The organism is Hungatella hominis, from assembly GCF_014288005.1.
Classification (GTDB): domain Bacteria; phylum Bacillota; class Clostridia; order Lachnospirales; family Lachnospiraceae; genus Hungatella; species Hungatella effluvii.
Genome location: NZ_JACOPB010000004.1, coordinates 338328 through 365002, shown reverse-complemented (window position 1 = coordinate 365002; position 26675 = coordinate 338328). Strand labels below are relative to the sequence as shown.

Here is a 26675-nt window from a genome sequence, read left to right as displayed (position 1 = left end):
CATTATCATGAGAGCGATTATGGTTATGTATGATTCTCTGAGGCGGGACATAATTCCCTGTTTTGGAGAGAAAAAGGTTTCGATGCCGAATTTTGAAAGGCTGGCCCGGCATACGGTCATGTTTGACAACAGCTACGTGTGCAGTCTGCCCTGTATGCCGGCCAGAAGAGAGCTGCACACTGGAAGGGCCAATTTCCTGCACAGAAGCTGGGGACCAATGGAGCCGTTTGATGATTCCATGCCGGAGATGCTTAAAAAGGCGGGGATTCACTCCCATCTTTCCACAGACCATTACCATTATATGGAGGATGGGGGCGCTACCTATCACCCGCGTTTTTCTACATGGGAATGCTACAGAGGACAGGAATCCGATGCATGGGTGGGATATTGTTCGAAGCAAGAACCGGAATTTGCACCGGTTCTTTTAAGCCCGGAGTCTCAGCCGAAACGGCTTCAGAATATCAGAAAGATAAGCGGCTGGCAGAATATGGCCAACCGGACCCGGATGAGAAATGAGGAGGAGTATCCCCAGACACTGACGTTTGACGGAGGAATCCGTTTCATTGAGGATAACATCAATTGTGACAACTGGTATGTCCAGATTGAAACCTTTGATCCCCATGAACCGTTCGACTCCCCGGAACCGTATCAGGCCGCCTTGTTCGATCCGGACCGTCCGTTTGTTCCGGACTGGCCTCCCTATGCTGAGGCGCATGAAGACCCGGAAACCATAAAACAGATGCAGAAAAAGTATTACGCACTTGCTCAGTTCTGTGACAGGAGTCTGGGCCGGATTTTAGATCGGATGGATCGATACGATATGTGGAAGGATACCATGCTCATCGTGAATACTGACCACGGTTTTCTTCTGGGAGAGCATGGCTGGTGGGCGAAAAACAACACGCTGGAATACAACGAAGTGGTGCATACTCCGCTGTTTATCTGGGATCCGCGGTATAAAACGGCGGGGAAGCACAGAACGTCATTGGTGCAGACCATTGATCTGGCGCCGACAATCCTGGAATTTTTCGGACTGCCTGTTCCGGAGCGGATGAAGGGGAAGGCGCTGGGCCCGGTGATAGAATTGGATGCAGCGGTTCGCCAATACGGAATGTACGGGGTACATGGAGGTCCGGTCTGTGTAACAGATGGAAAGACCGTTTATATGCGGGCTGTGAGAAATCCGGAGGAGAAAGCTCTGGAATATACCCTGATGCCGGCCCATATGGTGGGCATGTTCAGCCACGACGAGCTGCGGGAAATGCGCCTGCACGAAGGCTTTTCCTTTACCAGAGGCTGCAGGGTCATGGAGATACCGGTTATGCCAACCCGCAATCCGGGGAAGCTGGAACACGATATTCTGTTCGATCTGCAGTCAGATCCCGGCCAGCAGAAGCCGTTTCGGGACGCAGAGACAGAAGGAAGAATGGAAAGGGCGCTGATCGGTCTGTTAAAGGACAACGACGCGCCGAAGTATTTATACAAACGGTTCGGACTGGATTATATTCCGGGGAAGAAGGAGGAAGCAGTCTATGAAACAGATTTGTAATCCGTATTTGCCTCTATGTGAGTATATACCAGATGGAGAACCTCACGTATTCGGCGGCCGGATGTACCTATATGGCTCTCATGACCGGGAAAATGGCGATGAATTCTGCGAACTGGACTATGTCTGCTACTCCGCCGATGCCTGTGACCTTACGGAGTGGCGGTATGAGGGCGTTATTTACAAAAAGGACCAGGATCCGGATAATCCGGATGGCAGTTTATGCCTTTATGCGCCGGATGTCTGTATGGGACCGGATGGAAGGTATTATCTCTATTACTGCCTGAAATTCTGTGACTTCATCTCCGTAGCAGTCTGCGATACACCGGCGGGGCGGTATGAATACTACGGGAAGGCAGCATACCCCGATGGCAGGCAGTTAAGTGAGAATCTTCCTTACGATCCCGCCGTTCTGGTTGAGGACGGTAAGGTGTATCTTTATTATGGCTTTGCGCCGACAACCCTGCATATTCCAAAATACAGGGGAGCAGAGATGCCGGGAGGGAGCGTCGTCGAGCTGGAGGCCGACATGCGGACCGTGAAGCGGGGACCGTATGTAGTGCTTCCCAGTTCCGAATATGGAATCGGAACCTCATTCGAGGGACACGAGTATTTTGAAGCGCCCTCCATTCGGAAAATCGGAGAGCTCTACTATCTGGTCTATTCCTCGGTCCACGCACATGAACTCTGTTATGCGGTAAGCAGAGATCCCATGGGAGGCTTTCTGTTCGGCGGAGTCATCGTCAGCAATGGGGATATCGGCTATGAGGGACGAAAAACGGAAGACCGGCTGATGGCGATAGGAAATAACCACGGAGGACTGGTCTGTGTAAAGGATCAATGGTATATCTTCTATCACCGCCACACCCATACCAATGCCTATAACCGGCAGGGCTGTGCGGAGCCGGTATTCTTAGATGAAAATGGGCGGATTGAGCAGGTTACCATCACAAGCAGCGGATTAAACAACGGTCCTCTGGCAGGACAGGGGACGTATCCGGCAGTGATCTGCTGCAATCTGACGGACGGCCATATGCCGATGATGCCGTCTAGGGGAAGGGGAAATGAGGCAGCGGATTTTCCCAATATTACGGACATGGGCGGCGAGCACTTTCTTACAGGCATAAAGGACGGGACACGGATCGGATATAAGTATATCGAGTTAAGAACTGCAGCGGGTATCCGTGTCACATATCGCGGCCATGCGACGGGAACGCTTCTGATTGGCACGGAAAGAGAACAGAAATTCAGCATTTCGATCCTTCCTGCGGAGGACTGGACGGATGCGGAAACAGAGGTCCGGTTTACAGAGGAACGTGAACTGTACTTCGTATATCAGGGGGCGGGGCACATGGAGATGCTCTCTTTTACATTTTTCCAGTGAAGTCGCACAGAGCTGTGAAAGGAGACCGGACTATGAACCAATCAACACAACCGGATATTCTGATTTATTTAAGCGATCAGCACGACGGCAGAGTCATGGGATGTGCGGGACATCCGGTGGTGGAGACTCCCAATCTGGATGCACTGGCATCTGAGGGAACGATGTTTAAAAATGCCTATACGTCGTGTCCGCTCTGTGTTCCTGCGCGCATGTCTTTTCTGACAGGGCGGCTTCCCGTTCACACCGGCGTTTATACGAACCGCGGTTCGATCCCTTCGGAAATGCCTACGTTTCTTCACCTCCTGGCTCTGGCCGGCTATGAAACCGTTCTGTGCGGGAGAATGCATTTTGAAGGGGAGGACCAGCGCCACGGATTCACGAAGCGGATTGCAGGGGACATCACACCTGTCTCGATAGGGCCAATGGCTCCGTATTGGGAACGAATGGGGCCGATGGCTCCAGTCATGACGGAGGGCGGCTGTATTCACGCCGTCGGAGGGGGCAATTCTCCGGTGCAGGAATACGACCGTTATGTGATAAGGGAAGCGGAAACCTACTTATCCCAGCCTCACAAAAAACCGCAGTGTGTTGTTGTGGGAACGTATGCCCCTCATTTTCCCTATATTGCACCTACAGAGCTGTACGATAAGTACAGAATGCGTACGGATTTGCCGCCAACACTGGATATTATGGCCTCTGCGCAGGATGCCGGGCGTCTTCGCGATACAACGCCGGAGCTGGTTAAGGGCGTCCGTGCTGCTTACTGGGGCCTGATAGAATTCGAAGATCACTGCCTGGGACAGGTTAAATCGGCATGGGACACTTATCTCTCCCGGCATGGGAAACGGGGAATCTTCTTTTATCTGTCAGATCATGGCGATCATGCCGGTGACCGGGGATTTTATGGGAAACAGTCTCTGTATGAGGCGGCGGTACGGATCCCTATGATCGTGTCAGGAGACGGGATCTTAGCTGGAAATCGGTTGCGGTCTCCGGTCAGTCTCCTGGACGCAGCACCGACCGTGTGTCAGCTGGCCGGTGCACGGGAGCTTCCGTTTCAGGATGGGGTCAGCCTGATTCCGGAACTGGAAAGAGGGGAAGAACGTGAGGATCGCGCGGTGACTGCCGAATGGATTAATCTCCCTTATGGCAGGGGAACGGATTATGGGCGTATGATTCGTCAGGGAAAGTGGAAACTGATCTCCTATGTCAGCCATCCGGAGGAGGAACTGCTTATCTGCCCGGACAGTGATCCGTGGGAACTTTATAACCGGATTACAGAGTTCCCGGAGGCTGCTGACGAACTTCGCGAAGCTGCCTTCCATAACGTCTGCGCCGTCAGGATCGTGGAAGAGAAGAATATTCGTGAGGACGGATATCAGATTGTAGCGCAGTTTCAGGGACAAGAATCGTGGGTTTCCAGCGAAACATGGATACCGCCGCGCTCCGTTACGCAGCTTCCAAAGCAGTATCTTTCCACGAATCAGCCCATGCCGGAGAAATTCAGACGGTATTGGGAAATGAAAAATGCAGAAGAAGGAGGAAAGGAACGTGAAAAAGCGGCCGAACATAGTCATCTTTAATCCCGACCAGATGCGTTATGATGCATTGGGCCATATGGGGGTAAATCCTGGTGCGGAAACGCCCTTTCTGGATGAAATGATCAGAGAAGACGCTGTGAGCTATCGCTATGCCTTTTGTCAGAATCCGGTGTGCACGCCGAGCAGATGCAGTTTTTTTACCGGATTGTATCCCCATGTACACGGACACAGGACCATGCGTCATATGCTGCACCGCCACGAGAGTTCTCTGCTCAGCGAGTTGAAGGAGGCCGGCTATTACGTCTGGATGAACACCAGAAACGATCTGCTTCCTGGGCAGGATGATGATATCTTTTCCAGGCACGCCACCGAAATCTTTTATGGAGGTAATGTTCCTCCCGCACCAGGGCCGGTAAACCCGGGACTTCGGGGAAAACCGGGAAGTAAGTATTTTTATTCCCATTATAAGGGGGAACTGGCGACCGATGAGCGTGGGCTTAACTATACCCCTGATGACGAGGCGGTAGATGCGGCCATCGACCGTTTGAAATCACCGGCAGATGACCGGCCGCTCTGCATATTTCTGGGACTTATCTATCCCCATCCGCCCTACCGGGTGGAGGAACCCTATTATTCACGGATCGACAGAGAGAAGGTTATGCCAAGAATTGCAGAGGTGGTTCCCGGGGATAAAAAGCCGTTATTTTACAGGAGAATCCGTGAGGAACTGGGAATGCAGGATTTTACGGAAGAAGACTATAAGGAACTGCGAGGCGTGTATTACGGCATGTGCAGTAAGATAGATGCACAGTTTAAGCGGCTGTGTGATGGGCTGAAGGAGGCGGGAATCTATGAGGACACGGCCATTTTTTTCCTGAGTGACCACGGGGATTACACAGGAGATTACGGGATCGTGGAAAAGGCTCAGAATATGATGGAAGACTGTCTCGTCAGGGTGCCGCTGTTAATCAAGCCTCCAAAGGACTTCGGCGTGGATGCAGGAATCAGTGACCAGATGGTGGAATTGGTGGATTTCTACCGGACCGCCATGGCGTTTGCCGATGTAGCTCCGGATCACAGCCAGTTCGGAAGAAAGCTTCAGAGTAATCTGGCGGACCGCAGCGTGAAGGTCCGGGACTACGTGTGCAGCGAGGGAGGCAGAAATGAGGACGAGATACACTGTGACGAATTTCATGATGATATAAATCTGCCGACCGTGATGGGGGAATACTATCCAAGGCAAAAGCTGCAGACGGATTCTGTCATTCATGGAAAAGCCGCGATGATACGGACTGAGCAGTATAAATATATACGCCGTATTTACGAGGATGACGAATTCTATGATCTGCGGCTGGATCCGCAGGAGAGGATGAACCGGATTCATGTGAAGGAGTATGCAGAAATAATCATGGAAATGAAAGAACTGCTGCTGGACTGGTACCAGAAGACCTGCGATGTGGTTCCATTCGAAAAGGACGACCGCCATTCCAAAGAAATGATCAGGCAGGCGGTTAAGAATATCTGTCCGCCGGAGTATAAGGCGGAAGTGGAACGGATGATAGAGAACCGGGAAGGGACCCTGTTCGAGATTAGAAAATACTGTGAGGAGGCGGCCAGAAGAACCTGATCAGTCACTAAAACCGCAGCGAAAGAATGGTTCTGCCTTCAACATAGGGTTGCTTCCTCCACAGGAAAAAAGGTATACTAAAAAAGTATCTATCATAACAGAAAATGACAACCTACACGGAGGTTCCTATGTACAGCAAATTCATCAACTATTTAAAGGAAAAACCATCTCTCTATGCGCCCAGCTCCGCTCCGTTCTGGGATGACGAACATATTTCGGAGTATATGCTGAAGGCGCATCTCGATCCGGAGATCGACGCGGCTTCCAGGCACCATGATTTTATAGAACAGTCAGCGAAATGGATCGCACAATATTGTAAGGCCAGGCCGGATATGAGGCTGCTGGACTTAGGCTGCGGCCCCGGCCTCTATGCGGAGAGATTCTGTAAAGAGGGCTTCCGGGTCACAGCGCTGGACTATTCCAGGCGGTCCATCGAATATGCCAGGGAACACGCGGAGGCGGAGAGGCTTCCGATCGGATATCATTATAAAAATTATCTGGAAATGGATTACCGGGAGGAATTCGATGCAGCCGTTCTGATATACTGCGATTATGGCGTGCTTCCCCCGGATAACAGGAAAGTACTTTTAAAGAACGTATATGGAGCCCTGAAGAAAGACGGAATTTTCATTCTGGATGGGGATTCAGAGAAGTACAGGGAAAAACTGAGGGAAATGGAATCCATAGAGTATCTGGAGCAGGGATTCTGGTCCGGAAAGCCCCATGTCTGTATCCAGCGGAATTATCAGTATCCGGAGACGAATAACTATGTTGAACAGTATGTGATCGTAACGGAAGACGCGTGTCAGTGCTATAATAACTGGAATCAGATCTATACCGTGGAGTCCATGGAGAAAGAACTGCGGGATGCTGGCTTTGAAGATATTGTATTTTTTGATGATGCAGCAGGCAGACCATACACGGGAAATGCGGATACCATCTGTGCGGTATCTGTGAAGCGGAGGGAGGGAACCATACAACCATGAAAATAACCATACTCTACCCGGCCGACTATTTTGACATCAAAAAAGTGGATGCGGATAAGATGGAAGCTGTGCGGGAACGAATAGAAGAAAGTGCAGAGGACCGGTTAAATATCGGTTCCCTGCACTTTTTTCACTGTTTCATGGGGATTCGGGGACGTTTTCCGGTCCTGTCCGCTCCGGGGCGGCATCCCATCACCTTTTTATAGGCACGGTAAAAGGTTGAATAGTCTCCAAAGCCCGTCTCATTGGCCGCGTCAGCCGCCGTGAAGCCGTTGAGCATAAGCTGTCTGGCCATGACGACGCGCTTGTAGATTAAGTAATCCATGACTGTGGTGCCGGTAGCCTTTTTAAATGCGCGATTCATATAGTATTTGCTGATGAAAAAGCGGCCGGACAGTTCGTCGAGCGTGACGGGCTCGGTTAAGTGCTCATTTAAATAGCGTATGATATCTGTTATGGTGCCGGAGGCGCTGCTGTCAGGCGTAGAGGGGCGCAGGGTCTGGCACATCAAGGAAATCTCAGCCAGGAGCGCTTCTAAGAACATGGCATAATAGGCGCCGCTTAAGGCAGCAGGCTGTTTCTGGGACCAGATTAAGTGTTCAAAATAGGCGTGAAGACCATATTCTTCCGTATGCTCGTAGAACACTTCTCCTGGTCCGCTTTTTTTATTTCCCGGAAATGAGGACAGCAGAAGGACACGCCGCTCTGCAATGACCGATTCCGGCGAAAAATGGACCGAACAGCGGACGTAATCCGTCGTGGAATTCACCCTCACTCCGTGAAAAACGTAGGGGGACAGCAGAATCAGACTGTGGGGAGTCAGATGGTACTCACGGCCCTCCACCACATAATCGGCGTCTCCCTTTAGAAAATAGTAGATCTCATAGCAGGAGTGGTAATGGACTTCAAAGGTATCGCTTTTCATATGACTGGTGGTAAAATTTACTTTTCCCGACACGGGGGCCGGGGCGGATTCGTAGATCATGAAGCAGTTCCTCCTAAATGTGCGCATAAGCAAAAACGATGCAGGCTGCTTCTATTGTATATCAGGGAGGGCTATATTTGCAAACTTTATTTCATCATTACCAATCCATTTTTTACGGGAAGAGCGCTATGATAGAGGTAACAGAAATGAATGCAGGAGGTAATGATTTATGAAGACAGGAGCACAGCTTTATACGGTCAGGCTGTTTACACAGACGGCGCCGGATTTTCGGGAGACCATGAGACGGGTTGCGGAGATCGGATATGAGACGGTACAGCTGTCGGCCACAGGCAGCGAGATCACCCCGCAGATTGCAAGGGAAATTGCCGACGAGATGGGACTGAAGATCGTGCTGACCCACAGCGATTTAAACAGGATACAGAAGGATACGGAGCAGCTGATCCGCGACCACGAGGTGATGGGATGTAAGTATATCGGTATCGGATCGATGCCGGAGAAATACCGGAACCCGGACTGGATCAGACGTTTTGCAGTTGATTTTAAGGAACCGGCCCGTATGATTAAGGAGGCGGGAATGCGCCTCATGTACCACAATCATGCGTTTGAGTTTGAGAAGACAGGGGGAACGTATCTGATGGATTATCTGCTGGACGCATTTGCCCCTGATGAGCTTGGAATTACGCTGGATACGTACTGGGTACAGACGGCGGGCGGTGATGTGTGCCAGTGGATCGGGCGTCTGGCCGACCGGATTCCCTGCGTTCACTTAAAGGACAGAGGTATCGTGAACGGGCAGGAGGTCATGGCTCCGGTGATGGAAGGAAACATGAATTTCCCCGCTATTTTAGAGGCGCTTAAGAAGACTGACTGTGAATACGCATTGGTGGAACAGGATACGTGTCTGGAGAATCCATTTGTCTGCCTCGAAAAGAGTTATCGGAATCTTGCGGAATTGGGATACAGGTAGAAGGAGGATAGGATCATGAATAAAGTAAGGCTGGGAATAATCGGGATTGGTAACATGGGAAGCGGCCATGTGGAGAGTATTTTAGATGGGAAAGTGCCGGAGATAGAGCTGGCGGCGGTTGCTGACCTGCGGGAATCAAGACGTCAATGGGCAGAGGAGACTCTTCCGGAGAATGTGAAGATTTTTGTAACGGCGGAGGAGCTGTTGGATTATCCGGACATGGACGCCGTTCTGGTGGCGATTCCACACTACGACCATCCGAAGTATGTGATGGAAGCTTTAAAACGGGGATTTCATGCCATGTGTGAAAAACCGGCGGGCGTGTATACGAAGCAGGTGCGGGAGATGAACGAGGAAGCTGCAAAGCACGATCTGGTATTTGGAATGATGTTCAATCAGAGGACGAACCACATCTACCGGAAGATGCATGAGCTGGTGAACGGCGGCCAGTACGGGGCTATCAAGCGTGTCAACTGGATCATCACAGACTGGTACAGAACCCAGGCGTACTACAATTCCGGCGGATGGCGCGCTACCTGGGACGGCGAGGGCGGCGGTGTCCTTTTAAACCAGTGTCCTCACAATCTGGATTTGATTCAGTGGATCTGCGGCATGCCGAAGTCGGTTCAGGCCTTCTGCCACGAGGGCAAATGGCATGATATCGAGGTGGAAGACGATGTGACGGCGTATCTGGAGTATCCGAACGGAGCAACCGGCGTATTTGTGACGACAACGGGAGATGCGCCCGGAACCAACCGGTTTGAGGTGGATTTAGAAAAGGCAAAGATCGTCTGCGAAAATGAGGAGATTAAGGTTTACGAACTGGATGTCAATGAGAGAGAATACTGCTATACCGCCACGGAAGGCTTTAAGAAGCCTGAGGGAAGATGGATCGACGTGGAGACAGACGGAGAAAATCTTCAGCATGTGGGAGTCCTGAGGGCATTTGCAGGAACCATTTTAAGAGGAGAACCGCTGATTGCGGGGGGAGAGGAAGGAATTAACGGATTAACACTCTCTAATGCCATGCATTTATCCAGCTGGCTGAAACGCCCGGTGGAGATTCCCTTCGACGAAGAGCTGTTCCTGGAGGAACTGAATAAGAAGAGAGCCGCTTCCCGGAAAAAGGAACATGTGAATGAGATAACCTTCAATACAAAGGGGTCCTATGGGAGTGGAAAGGCTTAAAAGAGGGAAGATAAAGAGGAAAGTATAAATGAAGAGTGCGATCATCGGATGCGGCAGCATTGCCGCAGTACACGCGAAATCGATCATGAAAATGGAAGGCTGCAAACTGGCTGCCGTGGCAGATATAATTCCGGAACGCGCGGAGTCTATGGCCCGGGAGTACGGCGCAGTCCCCTATACCGACTGGAAACAGATGCTGGAGAAGGAGGAGATCGACGTCCTCCATATCTGTACGCCTCATTATCTTCACACGCCCATGGCAGCGGAGGCGTTAAGGCGGGGAATTCATACATTTATGGAGAAGCCCCCGGTCATCAGCCAGGAGCAGTGGGAGACGCTTCAGCGTGCGGAAAAAGAGGCGAACAACGGGGCAGCCCTGGGCGTCTGCTTTCAGAACCGGTTTAATCCCAGCGTTGCGGCGGTGAAGGAACGGCTTGAGAACGGTGAGTTCGGCAGGATCCTGGGAGCCAGGGGCCTGGTCACCTGGTGCAGAAAGGAACGCTACTATACGGAGAGCGGCTGGCGCGGAACGGTTGAAAAGGAAGGCGGCGGCGCTCTGATCAATCAGTCCATCCATACGCTTGACCTGATCCAGTATCTGATCGGAAAGATGCCTCTGACCATGGAAGCATCCACCTCCAATCACCATTTAAAGGGCATTATTGAGGTGGAGGACACGATGGAGGCCTACATCTCTTACGGGGAAGAAAAGGCATGCTTCTATGCTACTACCAGCTATGTGGCGGATGTTCCGCCCATGATCGAGCTGGAATGCGAGAAGGCCAGGGTTCGGATCGAGGAGTTGAAGGTCACCATTGCGGGCAGCGATGGGGAGACGAAAACGATCGATTACTCGGGCCGGGAACATCTCGGCAAGAGCTACTGGGGGGCTGGACATATGGACTGTATTCACAGCTTTTATGAAAGCGTGGAGCAGGGAAAACCATTTTCCGTTGGCCTGGAACAGATTAAGGACACCGTCTGGCTCATGCTGAAGGCTTATGAGACAGCAGGAAAAATTGAAGAGGTGAAAAAATGTTAAGTGACTGCAGAATTTCAGGATTTGCAGATGAAATCAATAAGGATTTTGATATGCAGCTAAGTGTTTTAAAGGAACTGGGACAGGAGTATGTAGAACTTCGAAGCGCCGATGGAACCGGCGTGGCAGACTTAAGTCTTGAGATGGCTTCCGAACTGGGAGAGCGGATGAAAGCGGCTGGTATCAGTGTTTCTTCTGTGGGATCACCGATCGGAAAGATTAAGATTACCGATGACTTTGAACCGCATTTCGAGACATACCGGCATGTTGTGGAATTGGCAAAGCTGTGGGGAGTACGGTATATCCGCATGTTCAGCTTTTACATACTGGAAGGGGAAGATCCTGCGCAGTATAAGGAAGAGGTATTTTCCAGAATGAAGCGTATGGTGGATTATGCTGTGGAACAGGATGTCGTTCTTCTCCATGAAAATGAAAAGGAGATTTACGGCGACATAGCCAGCCGGTGCCTGGAGCTTATGGAGACATTTTATGGAGATCATTTTAAAGGTGTCTTTGACTTTGCGAATTTTGTCCAGTGCGGCCAGGATACGCTGGAGGCATATGAGATGCTGAAACCCTATATCTTCTATATACATATTAAGGATGCCCTTCAGGAAGACGGCGAGGTCGTGCTTCCTGGGGATGGTGACGGCAATGTGAAGGATATTCTGTCCATGCTGGATTCTTCAGGCTATAAAGGATTTTTAAGTCTGGAACCGCATCTCGTGTCATTCGACGGCCTGGATAAACTGGAGCAGGGGGCAAGGGAGCGCAGGGAGCAGGATGGCGTGTCAGCTTATAAGAAGGCGCATGGCAGGCTGATCGAACTGCTGGGCCGATGAGCACAGCTCTTTCGATATAAGCAGGAGTACAGAGGGTGCCGCAAAATCATGATTTTGCGGCACCCTTTTGGTTATATAATCTTATAGAACCGGAAGTGTATTAATACGGATTTTATGGAATCCAGACACCATCTTCATTAACATGGTAGCCGTCAGGTGTGGTGATGTCCTTTAACATAGCGCCCTGATTGCCCTCTTTGTCTGTACAGAAATAATACCAGGTTCCATTTAGTTGCTGCCAACCGGTCATCATCTCGCCGGTTATGGGGTTTAAGTAAAAGACCTGATCGCCAATGGCAGTAAGACCAGTTATCATATAGGTATCCTTACCCATATAGTACCATTTGCCGCTGAGATAGGCCCAGGCCTCCGTCAGATAGGAGCCGTCTGGTTTCTTAAGTCTCCATTTGCCGCCATCCTCCTCCCAGGTACCGGATACAGTATAATGCCTGGCCACTGCGTCTAAGTATTGCTGCGCCTGGCTTACGGAACGGCTTCCTGAGGAAGAACCGCTTCCCGAGGAAGAACTGCCTCCCGAACTGCTGGAATGGTAAGGGGTGGCTTTGATCGTAAGAGTCAGGAGTTTGGTCATCCCTTCGATCTCCCCTTCATCGGTATCGAGAGTAATAAGAAACTTAAATCTGAATTTGCCGTCAGTGCCTGTTTTTTTGGAGCTTGTACCTGCCACTGCCGGCGTACAGTTGCTCGGGCTGGCTTTGATATAGATACTGTCGCTGCCGGGTATCTGATCCAGATATTCCTGGGCGTAGCTCTGTACATAATCGATGCATTCGTCCTCACTGTTGGCATCTTCCTGATCAACATTGTACGTCAGGCTTTCCAGCGCCTGTCTGGCTGTCGCGACACTGGGAGTTGCAAATTCCATAAGTTTTCCTTCGCTGTCAAATGAATACTTAACTCCGCCGATAGTCACTCCATTTTTGTTTTTATAGGCCCTGAAGTCTTCTCCAAAATAATAACAGTCACTGCCAATCGTTAACCAGCCTTTCCAGGCAGTATAATCTTCTCCAAAATAATAGGTATCGCTGTCAAACTGCAGCAGTCCCTGGAAAGCTTTCGCATCTTCTCCGAAAAAGTAGAGTTTTTGATTAATCGTTTTAAGGCCTTTGACAGCCTTCATGTCACTTCCGAAAAAGTACCAGTTGCCGCTGCCAATTTCTATCCATTGCTTCGACACCAGCGCGCCCGCTATCCGCTTGTCATTTGAATCATCCGGGTCCGGCGCTTCGCTGGCATAATAGAGATCGTCACCATCTTCGATCAGCTCTCCTGTGACCATCACACCATCTTCATTGAGATAGAACCATGAATTACCTGATTTCTTAAATTCATCGCAAACCATAACCCCGTCCTTGTCATAAAAATGCCAAAGGCCATCCTCCTGCTGCCATCCTGGTTCGCCTGCCATGGCAATCATACTCCACGCCAGGCTCATCATTAAAACCAGTGTGACAAGCAATCGCCTGTGAGTTGTCTTTATTTTTTCTTTTTTTTCCATATCCGATACCTCCTTGTCATCTTATAAATCATTTATATGTGCTTTGGATATAACGACTTAAGCAGATAATGATAATTATGAGTACAAAAAACAGGTGTGGCTGCAGCTGTTTTTTCAAAACTATAGGGAAAAGGAGGCGCAGGGTACAAGCTCTCAGAAGTATAATATAAAAAATAGTAAAAAATATATGGAAAATATACAATATATTCTCATAATTATCATTATAAGAATTAAATAGTATCCAAAACATACCAAAATTATACAACATTATCTGACTGAATACAAGAGAAAAAGAAATGACAGGCTATTGAATGCGCTAGAAGTGGTAAGAAAAAGAAGAGGGCCCCACCTGCCTATGATGTATAGAAAAAATAAGGAAAGGGCAGCACGATGTGGAAAAATAAATTTTAAAGAATAGGTATCGAATGACCTGATTAAAAAAAAGCGCCTTTCGGCGCTGATATTTCCGGCTGATTCATGACAAGAGAGGAAAATTATAGTATACTGATAGGAAAGCAAGCGCTTACAGAAGGAGAAATATGATAAAAGAGACTTGGAATCAGATCACAGAGGGTCAGGACGTTCGGCAGAATTTAAGTAAATTGAGACAGGATATGAAAGAAGGAAGAGGCAGGGAGGCGGCACTTACCTGCATATCAGGGGAGGAAGAGCGTCTTATTCTGCTGCTGCAGGACGGGGATGCCAAAATAAGAAAGAACGCTGCACTGCTCATGGGTGATTTGGGCAGTCAGGAGTATTTGGTTCCCATTTTGCATGCATACAGGATAGAGGAGCAGTTGTTTGTCAAGAGTTCCTATCTGAATGCAGTTAAGAATTTCGATTATGGGCAGTACCTTGCATTTTTTAAGGAACGGTTGGACGAGCTGGCGGAAATGAAGCTGACTCCGGAGAACGAAAAACATATAACGGAAGAAATCCGCGAGTTATCTTCCATGATAATCAGCAGGGAAGGCGTGTTGCTGCACCCGTTTTGCGGACAGGATGAGACATTCGACATTGTGCTTTTGACCAACCGCAATTTTCAGGAGATTACCAGAGAAGAACTGCGGCGGCTGGAACCCCATGCGAAAACAAAGGTATTTGGAGCCGGGGTAATGGCCAGAGTCCCGAATTTGAACTGGCTGGCTGAGATCAGGACGTATCAGGAGCTTTTATTCAGCATAAAGGGGCTTCCAACCTGCCCCATGGATGCGGAAAAAGCGGCGGAAATGATTGTAAAATCTGACCTTCTGAAGCTTTTGGCAAGGAGCCATGAGGGAAATCCGCCGTACTATTTCAGGGTTGAGCTTAAGTGCAGGATGGATCACAGCAAAAAGAGCGCGTTTACACGGAGACTTTCTTCGAAAATAGAAAAGTTGTCCGGCCGTAAGCTAATCAATACAACCTCCAATTATGAGTTTGAGTTACGGCTTATTGAAAATAAAGAAGGAAACTGCAATGTCCTGCTTAAACTTTTTACCCTGAAGGATGAGCGCTTTTCATACCGGAAGGAAGTGATTCCAACCAGCTTAAAGGCGGTCAATGCGGCGCTGACGGTTAAGCTGGCAGAACGCTATATGAAAGAGGGCGCACAGGTGCTGGACCCGTTTTGCGGTGTGGGAACAATGCTGATCGAACGCCACAAGGCAGTGAAGAGCAATACCATGTATGGCCTGGATATTTTAGACGAGGCCGTAGAAAAGGCCAGGAAGAATACGGAGGCAGCAGGCCAGATTATCCACTATATTAACCGGGATTTTTTCGATTTTAAACATGAGTATCTGTTTGATGAGATCATAACAAATATGCCTTTTAAGATTGGACGGAAAACGGAGGAGGAGATCGGGAACCTGTATGCGGAATTTTTTTCTTCCGTAAAGCGTGTTTTAAAAGATGATGGTGTCATGATTCTGTATTCCCATAACGCGGGGTATGTAAGGCAAATGGCGCCGGCCAACGGATTTGTTTTGGCTGAAACGTTCGAGATTTCTTTAAAGGAAGGGACTTATGTGTTTGTTTTGAAACGGAAAATAAATTAAGCTCTACAGATAAAAGTGTGATATACTGGTTTTAGATACTCAACCAGCGGTTGTTTTTGCTGATTTTTGCAGATAACAACCGCTGGTTGCTTGATTTTTGAGGTGGATTAAGGATATCTTAAAATTGTACAGCGCAACAGACCGCGGTGAAAATCAGACGCTGAGACGGAAGGAGAATCGTGTGATGCAGGATCGAAGAGAATTTGTCCCGGGTACTATGGGAGAAAGAATTGCTTATTTAAGAAAACGGAAAAAAATGACCCAGGCACAGCTTGCGGAACAGCTGGGAATATCGGCACAGGCTGTGAGTAAATGGGAATCGGGGATTTCCTGTCCGGATATTATGACACTGGTTCCATTATCACAGATATTAGGAGTGAGTACGGACGAACTTTTGGGCATACAGAGTGGCAGTGTACATGACACGGACGGTTTGCGTGATGCAGAACCGGAGGTGAATTTTACGATGGGACCGGATGATTCTGAGAAACGGGAATCGGAGCGGGGGCGGGAAGCCGAGAGGACCAGATTCCAGAGCCTGCTTATGATACCGTCCAGGAATGATGGCATGCACAGTATCAGTGAGCTGATTGTCGGAGCTGGAGCGTGTGCTGCGGTTATTAGGACCGGCAGCGACTTCAGCCTGGAAACAGAGGGGTATCAGGAGGGCGATATTATCAGCGAGGTGTCGGGCGGGACCTGGACGGTTCGTGACATCGCTGACAAGAATATTCTGCGCATCGGAAGAAATACATTTTCGAAGAGAAAGATGATCATTACGATTCCCCAGGGGTATCATTTTGATAAGGTGAAGCTGAATATTGGAGCGGGAACGCTGACCGGGGCGGGAATTACCGCCGGTGAGAGTACCTTGAGCGTGGGAGCGGGCCAGGTGACCATGAAGGACTTTATCAGCTACGCGTCAAAGATTACATGTGGAATGGGAGAGATTGTAGTACGGGGCGAGCTGTATGGAAAGTGCTACGTGGACTGCGGAATGGGATCGGTCCGCTTATACATCAAAGAACCTGAGCACTACGGCTACCGTACCTCCGTGGGAATGGGCGAGGTCAGAATCGGGGACAACAGACTGAGCGGAATCGGCGGAAGTCAGACCATGAACGCCGGGGATTCCAATTTCTATAAGGTTTCATGCAGCATGGGGATGGTCAGCGTTGCTTTTACCGACTGGGACGCATAAGCGGACACGGTTTAAAAGGGAGAAATGACGGCACCTTCGGGCAGGCAGATAAGCTGCGGCTCCGAAGGTGCCGTTTTGTACAGCGTCCTATTTTTCGTTGCCAACAGGGAGCAAGTCAAGTATAATAAACAGTGACAGATACGGCTGAAAGGGGGCGCACAGCGGATATGACAATTTTGGTAATTAACAGCGGCAGTTCCTCGCTGAAATTCCAGGTGATAGATTCGGAGAACGAGGAGGTACTGGCGAAGGGGGTATGTGAGCGGATCGGAATAGACGGACGGTTTACATACCGGACCCGCACCGGTATTTCCTTAAAAGAGGCGGTGCCGATGAAAAACCATACGCAGGCGGTTCATACGCTGCTTGACACGCTGGCGGACCCGGAAAAAGGCGTGATAAAGGATTTTCGGGAAATCGATGTGATAGGACACAGGCTCGTGCATGGCGGAGAAAAGTTTACGGGTTCCGTGGTGATCACGGACGAGGTGACCCAGGCCATGACGGAGTGCAACGACCTTGCGCCGCTTCATAATCCTGCGAATCTGGTTGGCGTGGAGGCCTGCCGGAAACTGATGCCGGACACGCTGATGGTGGGGGTATTTGATACGGCGTTCAACCAGACGATGGAGCCGAAGGCATTTCTCTATGGGCTTCCGTACCGGTATTATGAGAGGCACAGGATCCGCCGCTACGGTTTTCATGGGATCAGTCATAAGTATGTCTCACGGAGGGCTGCGGAATTTATGGGACAGGACCCGGGCCGGGTGAAGACCATCGTCTGCCACCTCGGAAACGGAGCGAGCATTTGTGCGGTGAAATACGGGCAGGTAGTGGACAATTCCATGGGATTTACACCGTTAGAGGGGCTGGTCATGGGAACGAGATGCGGAGATGTCGATCCGGGAGCGCTGGAATTTCTGGCGAAGAAGGAAAATTTGGATTTTGCACAGGTACTGGATATTCTCAATCAGGAATCAGGCGTCCTGGGCATTTCAAGGAATTTTTCCAGTGATTTCCGGGAACTGAAGGACGCGGAGATCAAGTATAACGGTCAGGCGGCTCTGGCGAGGGAGATCTTTGCCTACCGGGTGGCTAAATATGTGGGCAGCTATGCGGCTGCGATGAACGGCGTAGATAATATAGTATTTACCGCGGGTGTCGGGGAAAATGATTCCGATATCCGCATGGAGATATGCAGTTATCTGGAATATCTGGGGATTACCATAGACGAGGTAAAGAACAGGGATGAGGCGGAGGCGTTCCTGATCTCAGACGGGACGTCACGGGTAAATGTACTGGTCATTAAGACCAATGAGGAACTGGAGATCGCCAGAGAGGCGGCGGAAGTGGCGCGGATGTACCGCTGACGCGAAGAAAGGAGATTAGTGTGACAGAACGGGAAAAAATGCTGGCGGGACAGCTGTATGACTGCGGTGACAGCGAGCTGCTGAACCGATGGCACGAGGCTAAGAATCTGGTCCGCGATTACAACCGGACAGATTCGGAAGACTTCGTCGAAAAGGACCGGATCTTAGAACGGATGCTGGGAGGACGCGGGGCCAACCTCTGGATAACGGCGCCATTTTATGTGGATTACGGAAATAACATCTATTTCGGCAATAACTGCGAAGTGAATATGAACTGTACTTTTTTGGATGATAATCTGATTATCATTGGTGACAATGCCCTCATTGCACCTAATGTGCAGATCTATACAGCCTTTCATCCCACGAACGCCGGAGAGCGGTTCGGCGAGATGAAGGAGGATGGTTCCTTTGCGTTCTGCAAGACGCAGACGGCGCCTGTCAGGATCGGCAGCAACGTGTGGATCGGCGGCGGTGCGATTATCATGCCGGGAGTGACGATCGGCGATAATGTCGTGATCGGGGCGGGAAGTGTCGTGACAAGGGATATTCCCTCGGATAAGATTGCCTATGGGAATCCGTGCAGGGTGATGAGAGATAATCTCTGACCTGTGGTTACCGCCCCGGCGGTCTGCAGCCACTTATAAAACCAGATATGGGTTCAGTCACGGATTGAAAAAAGAATTCGATTGTCACAAGTCCGTGTTCTTGTTATAATATTCCTGTAACCTTTGAACGAAATGAGGTGTGCGGGCATGGAAAAGAAGCGAGCGGGAAGTGACAGAAGGAGCCAGTCCGCCGTCATGTATCTTGTGATGGCGTTTTCTTTCTGTATTTTTATATGGCTTCTCGGGACTGTGAAGGCTCCCGATGTCCGCTTTGACAGTGAGAAGCCGGTGGTGATTACGGGTGACTGGAGTATGGAATATCAGGGAGAAACGGCAGTGTCGCAGCTGCCGGGGCCATTTTCCCCGCAAAAGGGGATTCCGGTCCGCTATTCCATAACGCTTGGTGAATACGGGATCAGAGGCAATTCGGTCATGGTTCGTGCTGTTCACCAGTATGTGAGGATTTTCCTGGACGGGGAGATGATAGAGGAGTTCGGATACGGCCAGAAGACTCCATTTGGAGAGGCGCCTTATAACGCATGGGTGATTGCCAGACTTCCGGATGACTGCCAGGGAAAGACTCTTTCCATCGAAATTGAGAACTATTACAGCGGCCTTTCCGGCCAATTGAACCAGGTCTATATCGGTACTAAGAATGCGCTGGTATTTCAGATTATCCATGAATGCATGCCGACGATGATCTTTAACTTTGCAATTATCCTGGCGGCACTTCTGCTGCTGGCGTACAGTTTCAGCTTTAAGAAACAATATGTGACGTATCAGCTGCGCTGTCTCTGCCTTTTTTCGCTGGTGACCTGCATGTGGCTCGTGCTGGAGTCCGGGGGATACCAGATCCTGTGGGGGCGGGCGCCGCTTGTGTCCAATATGCTCTTTCTTCTTTTTTATCTGATTCCGCCGACCTGTATCCGGTTTATTCTAACCTATGAAAGCTTTTCGAAGGACAAATGGCTGAATCTGCTCTACTGGCTGTCCTGTATCAACGTTGTGGTGGTATCGGTCCTTCAGATTGCCGGAATCCGCGATTTTATCGAGAGTCTGATTGGAGCCCATGTGCTTCTGGTCCTGATTATGGCGGAGCTTTTATTCCAGTTTGTCTGGCGTATACTGCACGGGGGTAAGGTGCGGGATATTCAGCTGATGGCGGCCTGTCTGTCCTTTGCCGTGTTTGCCTGCCTTGATATTTTGCGGTTTTACGTGTGCAGCCCGGAGATCAGCTCGGCCTATTTCAGCCAGATCGGAGTGGTGATATTTTTCTGCATTCTGGTCTATTACGCAGTACGCCAGATCGTGGAGGAGCGGGAAGAAGGCGTGAAACGGGAACTTTTGGAGCGTATGGCTTACACAGACCTGCTGACCGGCCTGCCCAACCGAAATGCCTTTGAAAAGAGGATGGAGGCGCTTCGCGGAAGCGGAATTTCCGGTACTATGGTGGTGGTGGCCGATTTAAATGATTTAAAACGGATCAATGACCAGCGCGGGCATCAGAAGGGGGATGCGGCCCTGATCTTTGTGGCAGATGCCCTGAAAGCTACCTTTCAGGATAAGGAAGAGCTCTACCGCATTGGAGGCGACGAGTTCTGTGCCCTGTCCGGCCGGATTACCGGGAAAGAGCTGGAGGATTTTGCAGCCAGCCTTCAGAAGAAGCTGGAGGAGGGGGAGACGAAGCTTGGATTTCCTGTCTCGGTGGCGGTCGGCTGGTCCAGGGAGGACGAGTGCGGAATCGATCTGGCCTTTCGCCGCGCCGATTTTACCATGTATGAGAAAAAGCAGCAGATGAAGCGGCACCAGGATGAAACGCGTTTAGAACCGCCGGAATGTGGCTGCGGAGGCATAAAGAATGAAACAGAATAAGAAACTGATGGAAGAAATACCGGACCGGTTCTGGGGGCTGTTCCGCTCTGTGAACCGGTCCACCTACATAGAAGCACTATTGAGAATCAATGAGGAATATGAATACAGCAACTACTTTTTGAGCCGTGAGGTCTGCATCCAGGTATTAAGTGAGTATTTTGCAAAGAAGCGGTACGTGATCTGGCAGGATGAGCTGGAGGATGAACTGGATACGCTGGAACCGCCGGCCACGAGGGTGCTCAACTGGCTTTTAAAGACCGGATGGCTCAGAAAAGTGGACGATTATGCCTCTATGACGGTGTATATTGTGATTCCGGACTACGCCGCCGTCATGACAGAGGCTTTTTTGCGGCTTGACAGCGAGGATGAGGATGAGACGCAGATATACATTCAGAATGTATACGCCATATTGTTTTCCTTAAAGAATGATCCGAGGGCCAGCATCAGCCTGCTGAATACGGCATTTGTCAATACGAAACGGCTGAACAAGACGCTGCAGGATATGCTGCATAATATGGACAAATTCTTTGCAAGCCTGTTGGAACAGAAGTCGTATGAAGACCTTCTCCGGGATCATTTAGAGGGGTATGTGGAGGAGATTGTGAAGAAGAAATACCACATTTTAAAGACCTCCGACAATTTTTACCTCTATAAGACCGACATCAAAAGATGGATCGCGGCCATGCGGGAGGACACGGAATGGATGGAGCAGATGAGCAGACGGAGCGGAGGAAAGGTATCTGCCGCCGATATCGCAGAGAAGCTGGACCAGATCGAGAGGGGCTTCGACAGCATCGAACACCGGATATCCAACATGGACCGGGAGCATTCCAGATATATCCGCGCCACGGTGACAAGGCTTAACTACTTACTCAACCAGGATGATAATATGAAAGGGCTGGTCATACAGCTGCTGAACCATCTATCCGAAGGCGAGGAGCAGGAGGAACGGATCCGGGAGGTGGGAGAGCACATGAACCTGTCGCAGATGACCATCTTGTCCGAGAAATCCTTATACAAGAGGAGACGGCCAAAGGCCGACTTCACCGGGAATCTGGAGGCGGAGGAAGAGGCGGAGGAGCTTTCCAGGGAAGAGATCCTGAACTTAAATAAGCTGAAAAACCGCTACAGCAAAAAAGAGATCGAGAACTTCATCGAGGAGAACATGGAAGAGGGGCGTATGGAGGTAACAGATGGTTCCGTTCGCTCTGGTGAAGACTTTGAGAAACTGATTCTGGCCTACGACTATTCCACCAGGCGAAAGAGCCTCTACCGGGTGGAAGAAGCGGATGGAGAGCCGGAGATGATAGAGAGCGGAGGATACCGTTATCCAAAGCTGACATTTATAAGGAGGAAATCTTAATGGGGTACGAGGAAGAGACGACAGTAAATTTGGGGCTCCCCTATTATGACAGCCTTTTGCCGGAAGAGCAGCAGGAGGTAACGGAAGCCGTTAAGCTTCTGCTTCGTCAGACGTTTGTGCTGGAACGGAAATACGAGAAGCGTTCCGGACGTTTTACCAATAACCGGGAGTTTCGGATCTGCAACAAGCATCTGGAATTTCTGCGGAAGTATTTTGCCGTCAGCGGCGTGTCGGTGGTGGAGAACAGCCAGATGGGAGTCATTTACATCCAGGGGGAGACCCTGGTGGGCGACAAGCTTCCAAAGCTGGCCACTCTTTACTTACTGATATTAAAGCTGATTTACGACGAGCAGATGGCCACGGTCTCCACCAGCGTCAATATCTACACGTCGCTGGGAGAAATGCATGAGAAGCTGGGAAATTACCGGCTGTTCAAAAAGCAGCCGTCGCCCACCGACATCAGAAGGGCGGTCACCCTGCTGAAAAAATACCAGGTGGTGGAGCCGCTGGACCTGCTGGAAGATTTAAATGGCGACAGCAGACTGATTATCTATCCGTGCATCAATGTGGTGCTGTTCGGCGACGATGTGCGGGTGCTGCTGGAATCATTTGGCGAAGGAGAAGAGAACGATGACGAATCAGAGATTTGAGGCCCTGTCCCGGATCTGTTTAAATAACTGGCATTATATCAACCGCAAAACGCTGTCCTTTAACCGGGAAATCAATTTTTTTACCGGGCATTCAGGGAGCGGAAAGTCCACGGTGATCGACGCCATGCAGATTGTGCTCTATGCCAACACGGATGGCCGCGGATTTTTCAATAAGGCGGCCGCGGATGACTCCGACCGGAACTTGATTGAGTATCTGCGGGGGATGGTGAACATTGGAGAGAACAACGAGTTCGCTTACCTGCGGAATCAGAATTTCTCCAGCACCATTGTTCTGGAGCTGCAGCGCACGGATACAGAAGAATGCCAGTGCGTGGGCATTGTATTCGATGTGGACACATCGACTAATGAGATATCGAGACGTTTCTTCTGGCACCGCGGGCCTCTGTGGGACAGCGGTTACCGGACGGCCAGACGGACGATGTCCATTGCGGAGGTGGAAGGCTGGTTACAGAGCCATTACGGCAAAGAAGAGTATTTCGCCACTTCTCACAACGAACGGTTCCGCAGGCAGCTTTACGATGTGTATTTAGGCGGCCTGGACTCTGAGAAATTTCCGCTGCTGTTTAAGCGGGCGATCCCGTTCCGCATGAACATCCGCCTGGAAGATTTCGTGAAGGAATACATCTGCATGGAGCAGGATATCCATATCGATGACATGCAGGAGAGCGTCATGCAGTACGGGCGCATGAGAAAGAAGATTGAAGACACTTACATAGAGATTTCGATCCTGAAGGAGATGCAGGAGAAGTACGGCCTCGTCCTGGAGAAGGAAGAGAATATCCGGAAAAACGGTTACTTTACGGGCAGACTTGAGATTCTGGAGCTGAAAGAAAGGGCTGGAGAACTGACGGATAAGGCGGCGCTTTCCAGAGACGATCTTCAGAAGCAGGAGAGCTTAAAGGACGGCCTCGACGAACAGATCGCAGAACTGACCGCCCAGGGAGAGGAACTGCTGAAACGGATATCCTCCACCGGATACGAGGATTTAAAGACGCGTCTGGAATCCTTAAACGAGCTGATGGAGCATTTGAATAAGAGTGAGGTCAAATGGCGCCAGACCGCGGAACGCCTAAATGTATGGATCGACCAGGAGACTACGTCGAACCAGACGATCTGGGACATTGAGGAGTTTGAGAAAAACACCATCGACGGGGAGAAGCTGGAACGTTTAAAAAAGTCCATTGCAGAGATGCGGAAGGAGGCGGAGGATTTAAAGAGTGAGGCCGCCGCCGTCCTTCGCGATTTGAAGCGTCAGGAGCGCCAGCTGAAAGAGGAGCTGGCTCAGTTAAAGGCCGGAAGCAAGGCGTATCCCAAGTATCTGGAGCATGCCCGGACCTATATTCAGCGAAGGCTGCTGGAGGAGACGGGAAAGGCTGTGGAGGTTCACGTCATGGCCGATCTCTTAGATATCCGCAACGAGGAATGGAGAAATGCGGTCGAAGGATATTTAGGAGGCAATAAGCTTTCCCTTGTGGTGCCGCCGGCATACGCGGAGGATGCCCTAAGAATATACAGTGAACTGGACAAAAATGAATACTTCCACGTGGCCGTTCTCGATACGGAAAAAGCTGGAAAGGATACGCCGACCGTTCTGGAAGATGCGCTTTGCGAGGAAGTTGAGGTGCGGGAGGCGTATTTAAAGCCGTATCTGGAGCGGCTTCTGGGTCAGGTGGTCAAGTGCAGGAGCATCGATGAGCTTCGCGGCTGCCGCATCGGCGTGACGCCGGACTGCATGGTCTACCACACGTTCCGGCTGCAGCAGATGAATCCGGAGCAGTACACGAAATCCGCCTATATCGGTAAGGACAGTGTGAGACAGAGAATCCGCCTTCTGGAGAAATCCCTGTCGGAAATGGAGAAAAAGCGGGCTCCGGAAGAGACGACGGTCAGGGAATGTGAGGCCGTATTAAGCCTGGAGCAGTTAAGCGAGGAGATCTCCGTCTATCTGGAGTGGCAGAAGGATATGGGAGATTTGAAGGAGCGGCAGAAGGAAAAGAAGAGGCTGGAGCAGAAGCTTTTAAAACTGAAAGAAGAAAATGTGGACCAGTGGGAGAAAGAGCGGAGCGCGGTTTCAGCCCTTGCCGACGGCAAGAGGAGAGAACGGGACGCAGTGAGCCGCCGGATTTACGAGATCAACACAAGGATCACCCAGATGGCCCAGGCAGTCACCGCAGTGGAGCAGGAGCTGCTGGCAAAGGACCGGGAATTTATGCAGGACGATTTGCTGGAGGCGGAGTTTGCAGAGTACATGGCTGGAAAAGAAAATCCGCGGTATGAGAAACTTAAGGATTACTTTACCGGAAGACTGAATGCTGCGGCGGAGGCCAGGGACCAGGCGTTTCAGACGCTGATGGACGCCAGGGGAGAGTACGCGAGAAAGTATCCGAACCGGAATTTCTCCATCACGTCCAGGGACAACCGGGAATATGAGAAGCTGATGGAGATTCTGGCGTGCGGTCATCTGGAGGAGTACCGCCAGATCGCGGCCGAGCAGGCGCGGTCGGCAGTGGAGCATTTTAAGGACGACTTTATGTTTAAGATCAGGAGCGCTATCCGGGAGGCGCTTCAGCGAAAGGACGAACTGAACCGCATCATCAGCCGCCTCGATTTCGGCAAGGACAAATACCAGTTTGTTATCGGCAAAAATAAAGGGGCAGACGGCCGCTTTTACGATATGTTCATGGACGATTCCCTGGAGGTCAATCCCAACGAGCTCAGTGAAGCTGTGGACAACCAGATGAATTTGTTCACGATGGAGCATGAGAGTCAGTACGGGGAGCTGATAGAGGAACTGATTAACGTCTTTATCCCGCCGGATAATGCGACGCCGGAGCAGATGGAGGAGGCCAAACGCAATATGGACAAGTATGCCGATTACCGGACATACTTATCCTTCGATATGCAGCAGCTGATCCAGAATGAGGATGAGGTAATCCGGATCCGCCTGAGCAAGATGATCAAGAAGAATTCCGGCGGCGAGGGGCAGAACCCGCTCTATGTGGCGCTTCTGGCCAGCTTCGCGCAGGCGTACCGCATCAGTATGCCGGAGAGCGTCCGGAGAAATCCGACGATCCGTCTGGTGGTGCTGGACGAGGCATTTTCCAAGATGGATGCGGAGAAGGTGGCCAGCTGTATTGAACTGATCCGCGGCCTCGGCTTCCAGGCGATCATAAGCGCTACCAATGATAAGATTCAGAATTACGTGGAGAATGTGGATAAGACATTCGTATTCGCCAATCCAAATAAGAAGTCAATATCGATTCAGGAATTTGAGCGGGAAAGCTTTCCGCAGCTGATGAAGGAACTGGATGAGGGGGAAGAAGATGATTGATGATAAAAAGAGGAAGTTCAGAGTGATACTGGAGGACTGTCCGGTAATCGCCGCGGTAAAGGATGAGACGGGGCTGAAAGAATGCTTATACTCTGAGAGCCAGATTATATTTCTGCTGTTTGGCGATATCTGCAGTGTAGGCCGGTATGTGGAGATCGCAAAAAGCGCCGGGAAAATGGTGTTTGTGCACATGGATCTGATCAACGGACTGGGAAATAAAGAGGTGGCCGTCGATTTTATCCGGGAGCATACCGGAGTGGACGGGATCATTTCCACGAAACCCCAGCTGGTCAAGCGGGCCAAGGAGCTGGGGCTGTTCGGAATCCTGAGGATCTTCGTGATAGATTCCATGGCCTTTGGAAATATCGAAAAACAGTGCGCCTCCCTGGTGCCCGACGCGGTGGAGATTCTGCCGGGGCTGATGCCGAAGATCATCAAGAAGCTGTGCAGTACCGTGAACGTGCCCATCATCGCAGGCGGTCTGATCTCCGATAAGGAGGATGTGATGAATGCGCTGAATGCGGGGGCGGTTGCGATATCGGTGACGAATCAGAGGGTGTGGTTTATGTGAGCGGAATCCCTTTATTTTCCTGCTGAAAACAGGGGCCTGTCCTTCCCGAAAATGGGAAAACAGAAAA

19 protein-coding genes and 1 pseudogene are annotated in these 26675 nt (G+C 50.4%); 18 read left to right on the top strand and 2 right to left on the bottom strand.

All coding sequences use genetic code 11. The features are described from left to right. The first annotated feature begins 7 nt into the window (after nucleotides 1-7). The 5 genes from H8S75_RS12130 (at nucleotide 8) to H8S75_RS12110 (ending at nucleotide 7084) form a co-directional block, all read left to right on the top strand. A complete protein-coding gene (locus H8S75_RS12130) occupies nucleotides 8-1549 on the top strand; it encodes a sulfatase (protein ID WP_187021860.1) in 1542 nt (513 codons plus the stop codon). Then, nucleotides 1533-2930: a family 43 glycosylhydrolase gene (locus H8S75_RS12125; RefSeq protein ID WP_187021859.1), complete on the top strand. Its 1398-nt coding sequence runs from the start codon at nucleotides 1533-1535 to the stop codon at nucleotides 2928-2930. The genes H8S75_RS12130 and H8S75_RS12125 overlap by 17 nt, the downstream gene beginning before the upstream one ends. Before the next feature lie 32 nt (nucleotides 2931-2962). Beyond that, nucleotides 2963-4513, top strand: coding sequence for a sulfatase family protein (locus H8S75_RS12120; RefSeq protein ID WP_187021858.1), 1551 nt, complete (start codon nucleotides 2963-2965; stop codon nucleotides 4511-4513). Further along, nucleotides 4482-6098 carry a sulfatase family protein gene (locus H8S75_RS12115; RefSeq protein WP_187021857.1) on the top strand — a complete coding sequence of 539 codons (1617 nt, stop codon included), beginning with the start codon at nucleotides 4482-4484 and terminating at the stop codon, nucleotides 6096-6098. The genes H8S75_RS12120 and H8S75_RS12115 overlap by 32 nt, the downstream gene beginning before the upstream one ends. Before the next feature lie 128 nt (nucleotides 6099-6226). Continuing rightward, nucleotides 6227-7084, top strand: a complete 858-nt coding sequence (locus H8S75_RS12110; protein WP_187021856.1) for a class I SAM-dependent methyltransferase — start codon at nucleotides 6227-6229, stop codon at nucleotides 7082-7084. 130 nt (nucleotides 7085-7214) lie between these two features. Here H8S75_RS12110 and H8S75_RS12105 read toward each other — a convergent pair whose 3' ends face one another. After that, complete coding sequence (locus H8S75_RS12105; RefSeq protein ID WP_243270247.1) at nucleotides 7215-8069, bottom strand: helix-turn-helix domain-containing protein; 855 nt, start codon at nucleotides 8067-8069, stop codon at nucleotides 7215-7217. A gap of 169 nt (nucleotides 8070-8238) precedes the next feature. Here H8S75_RS12105 and H8S75_RS12100 point away from each other — a divergent pair, with 169 nt between their 5' ends. From H8S75_RS12100 to H8S75_RS12085, 4 genes are read left to right on the top strand one after another with little or no spacing between them, the layout of a single operon-like run. Next, nucleotides 8239-8997, top strand: coding sequence for a sugar phosphate isomerase/epimerase family protein (locus H8S75_RS12100; RefSeq protein ID WP_187021855.1), 759 nt, complete (start codon nucleotides 8239-8241; stop codon nucleotides 8995-8997). A 15-nt stretch (nucleotides 8998-9012) separates the two neighbouring features. Continuing rightward, nucleotides 9013-10185 carry a Gfo/Idh/MocA family protein gene (locus H8S75_RS12095; RefSeq protein WP_187021854.1) on the top strand — a complete coding sequence of 391 codons (1173 nt, stop codon included), beginning with the start codon at nucleotides 9013-9015 and terminating at the stop codon, nucleotides 10183-10185. Nucleotides 10186-10213: 28 nt separating this feature from the next. Then, entirely contained in the window at nucleotides 10214-11227 is a 1014-nt protein-coding gene (locus H8S75_RS12090) for a Gfo/Idh/MocA family protein (RefSeq protein ID WP_187021853.1), read from the top strand. Further along, on the top strand, nucleotides 11221-12066 hold the full coding sequence (locus H8S75_RS12085) for a sugar phosphate isomerase/epimerase family protein (RefSeq protein ID WP_187021852.1): 846 nt from the start codon (nucleotides 11221-11223) through the stop codon (nucleotides 12064-12066). The genes H8S75_RS12090 and H8S75_RS12085 overlap by 7 nt, the downstream gene beginning before the upstream one ends. Nucleotides 12067-12178: 112 nt before the next feature. On the opposite strand, the gene H8S75_RS12080 is transcribed toward H8S75_RS12085, so the two are convergent. After that, nucleotides 12179-13585, bottom strand: coding sequence for an N-acetylmuramoyl-L-alanine amidase family protein (locus H8S75_RS12080; RefSeq protein ID WP_187021851.1), 1407 nt, complete (start codon nucleotides 13583-13585; stop codon nucleotides 12179-12181). A 539-nt stretch (nucleotides 13586-14124) separates the two neighbouring features. On the opposite strand from H8S75_RS12080, the gene H8S75_RS12075 reads away from it, so the two are divergent. The 9 genes and pseudogenes from H8S75_RS12075 to H8S75_RS12035 all read left to right on the top strand — a co-directional run bounded on the left by H8S75_RS12075 (nucleotide 14125) and on the right by H8S75_RS12035 (nucleotide 26608). Further along, entirely contained in the window at nucleotides 14125-15624 is a 1500-nt protein-coding gene (locus H8S75_RS12075) for a TRM11 family SAM-dependent methyltransferase (protein ID WP_187021850.1), read from the top strand. A 184-nt stretch (nucleotides 15625-15808) separates the two neighbouring features. Then, a complete protein-coding gene (locus tag H8S75_RS12070) occupies nucleotides 15809-16825 on the top strand; it encodes a helix-turn-helix domain-containing protein (protein WP_187021849.1) in 1017 nt (338 codons plus the stop codon). A gap of 167 nt (nucleotides 16826-16992) precedes the next feature. Beyond that, nucleotides 16993-18195, top strand: coding sequence for an acetate/propionate family kinase (locus H8S75_RS12065; RefSeq protein ID WP_187021848.1), 1203 nt, complete (start codon nucleotides 16993-16995; stop codon nucleotides 18193-18195). A gap of 20 nt (nucleotides 18196-18215) precedes the next feature. Further along, nucleotides 18216-18800: a sugar O-acetyltransferase gene (locus tag H8S75_RS12060; protein WP_055657406.1), complete on the top strand. Its 585-nt coding sequence runs from the start codon at nucleotides 18216-18218 to the stop codon at nucleotides 18798-18800. 147 nt (nucleotides 18801-18947) lie between these two features. Continuing rightward, the gene (locus H8S75_RS12055) at nucleotides 18948-20672 is read left to right on the top strand and encodes a GGDEF domain-containing protein (protein ID WP_187021847.1); all 1725 of its coding nucleotides are present in this window, start codon (nucleotides 18948-18950) and stop codon (nucleotides 20670-20672) included. After that, nucleotides 20659-22035, top strand: coding sequence for a Wadjet anti-phage system protein JetA family protein (locus H8S75_RS12050; RefSeq protein WP_187021846.1), 1377 nt, complete (start codon nucleotides 20659-20661; stop codon nucleotides 22033-22035). The genes H8S75_RS12055 and H8S75_RS12050 overlap by 14 nt, the downstream gene beginning before the upstream one ends. Continuing rightward, a pseudogene (locus H8S75_RS12045) lies at nucleotides 22035-22682 on the top strand (DUF4194 domain-containing protein); the annotation flags it as partial. The gene H8S75_RS12050 and the pseudogene H8S75_RS12045, both read left to right, overlap by 1 nt. Next, a complete protein-coding gene (locus H8S75_RS12040; RefSeq protein WP_187021845.1) occupies nucleotides 22666-26037 on the top strand; it encodes an ATP-binding protein in 3372 nt (1123 codons plus the stop codon). The pseudogene H8S75_RS12045 and the gene H8S75_RS12040, both read left to right, overlap by 17 nt. Then, nucleotides 26030-26608 (top strand): glycerol-3-phosphate responsive antiterminator, encoded by a 579-nt coding sequence (locus tag H8S75_RS12035; RefSeq protein WP_055657413.1) that lies wholly within the window; start codon nucleotides 26030-26032, stop codon nucleotides 26606-26608. The genes H8S75_RS12040 and H8S75_RS12035 overlap by 8 nt, the downstream gene beginning before the upstream one ends. Nucleotides 26609-26675: the final 67 nt, after the last annotated feature.

Coding starts and splice junctions, on each gene's coding strand:
- H8S75_RS12040 (WP_187021845.1), top strand. CDS start 22,666: ATGACGAATCAGAGATTTGAGGCCCTGTCCCGGATCTGTTTAAATAAC.
- H8S75_RS12110 (WP_187021856.1), top strand. CDS start 6,227: ATGTACAGCAAATTCATCAACTATTTAAAGGAAAAACCATCTCTCTAT.
- H8S75_RS12090 (WP_187021853.1), top strand. CDS start 10,214: ATGAAGAGTGCGATCATCGGATGCGGCAGCATTGCCGCAGTACACGCG.
- H8S75_RS12095 (WP_187021854.1), top strand. CDS start 9,013: ATGAATAAAGTAAGGCTGGGAATAATCGGGATTGGTAACATGGGAAGC.
- H8S75_RS12100 (WP_187021855.1), top strand. CDS start 8,239: ATGAAGACAGGAGCACAGCTTTATACGGTCAGGCTGTTTACACAGACG.
- H8S75_RS12125 (WP_187021859.1), top strand. CDS start 1,533: ATGAAACAGATTTGTAATCCGTATTTGCCTCTATGTGAGTATATACCA.
- H8S75_RS12055 (WP_187021847.1), top strand. CDS start 18,948: ATGGAAAAGAAGCGAGCGGGAAGTGACAGAAGGAGCCAGTCCGCCGTC.
- H8S75_RS12070 (WP_187021849.1), top strand. CDS start 15,809: ATGCAGGATCGAAGAGAATTTGTCCCGGGTACTATGGGAGAAAGAATT.
- H8S75_RS12080 (WP_187021851.1), bottom strand. CDS start 13,585: ATGGAAAAAAAAGAAAAAATAAAGACAACTCACAGGCGATTGCTTGTC.
- H8S75_RS12120 (WP_187021858.1), top strand. CDS start 2,963: ATGAACCAATCAACACAACCGGATATTCTGATTTATTTAAGCGATCAG.
- H8S75_RS12065 (WP_187021848.1), top strand. CDS start 16,993: ATGACAATTTTGGTAATTAACAGCGGCAGTTCCTCGCTGAAATTCCAG.
- H8S75_RS12105 (WP_243270247.1), bottom strand. CDS start 8,069: ATGATCTACGAATCCGCCCCGGCCCCCGTGTCGGGAAAAGTAAATTTT.
- H8S75_RS12035 (WP_055657413.1), top strand. CDS start 26,030: ATGATTGATGATAAAAAGAGGAAGTTCAGAGTGATACTGGAGGACTGT.
- H8S75_RS12050 (WP_187021846.1), top strand. CDS start 20,659: ATGAAACAGAATAAGAAACTGATGGAAGAAATACCGGACCGGTTCTGG.
- H8S75_RS12075 (WP_187021850.1), top strand. CDS start 14,125: ATGATAAAAGAGACTTGGAATCAGATCACAGAGGGTCAGGACGTTCGG.
- H8S75_RS12085 (WP_187021852.1), top strand. CDS start 11,221: ATGTTAAGTGACTGCAGAATTTCAGGATTTGCAGATGAAATCAATAAG.
- H8S75_RS12130 (WP_187021860.1), top strand. CDS start 8: ATGAGAGCGATTATGGTTATGTATGATTCTCTGAGGCGGGACATAATT.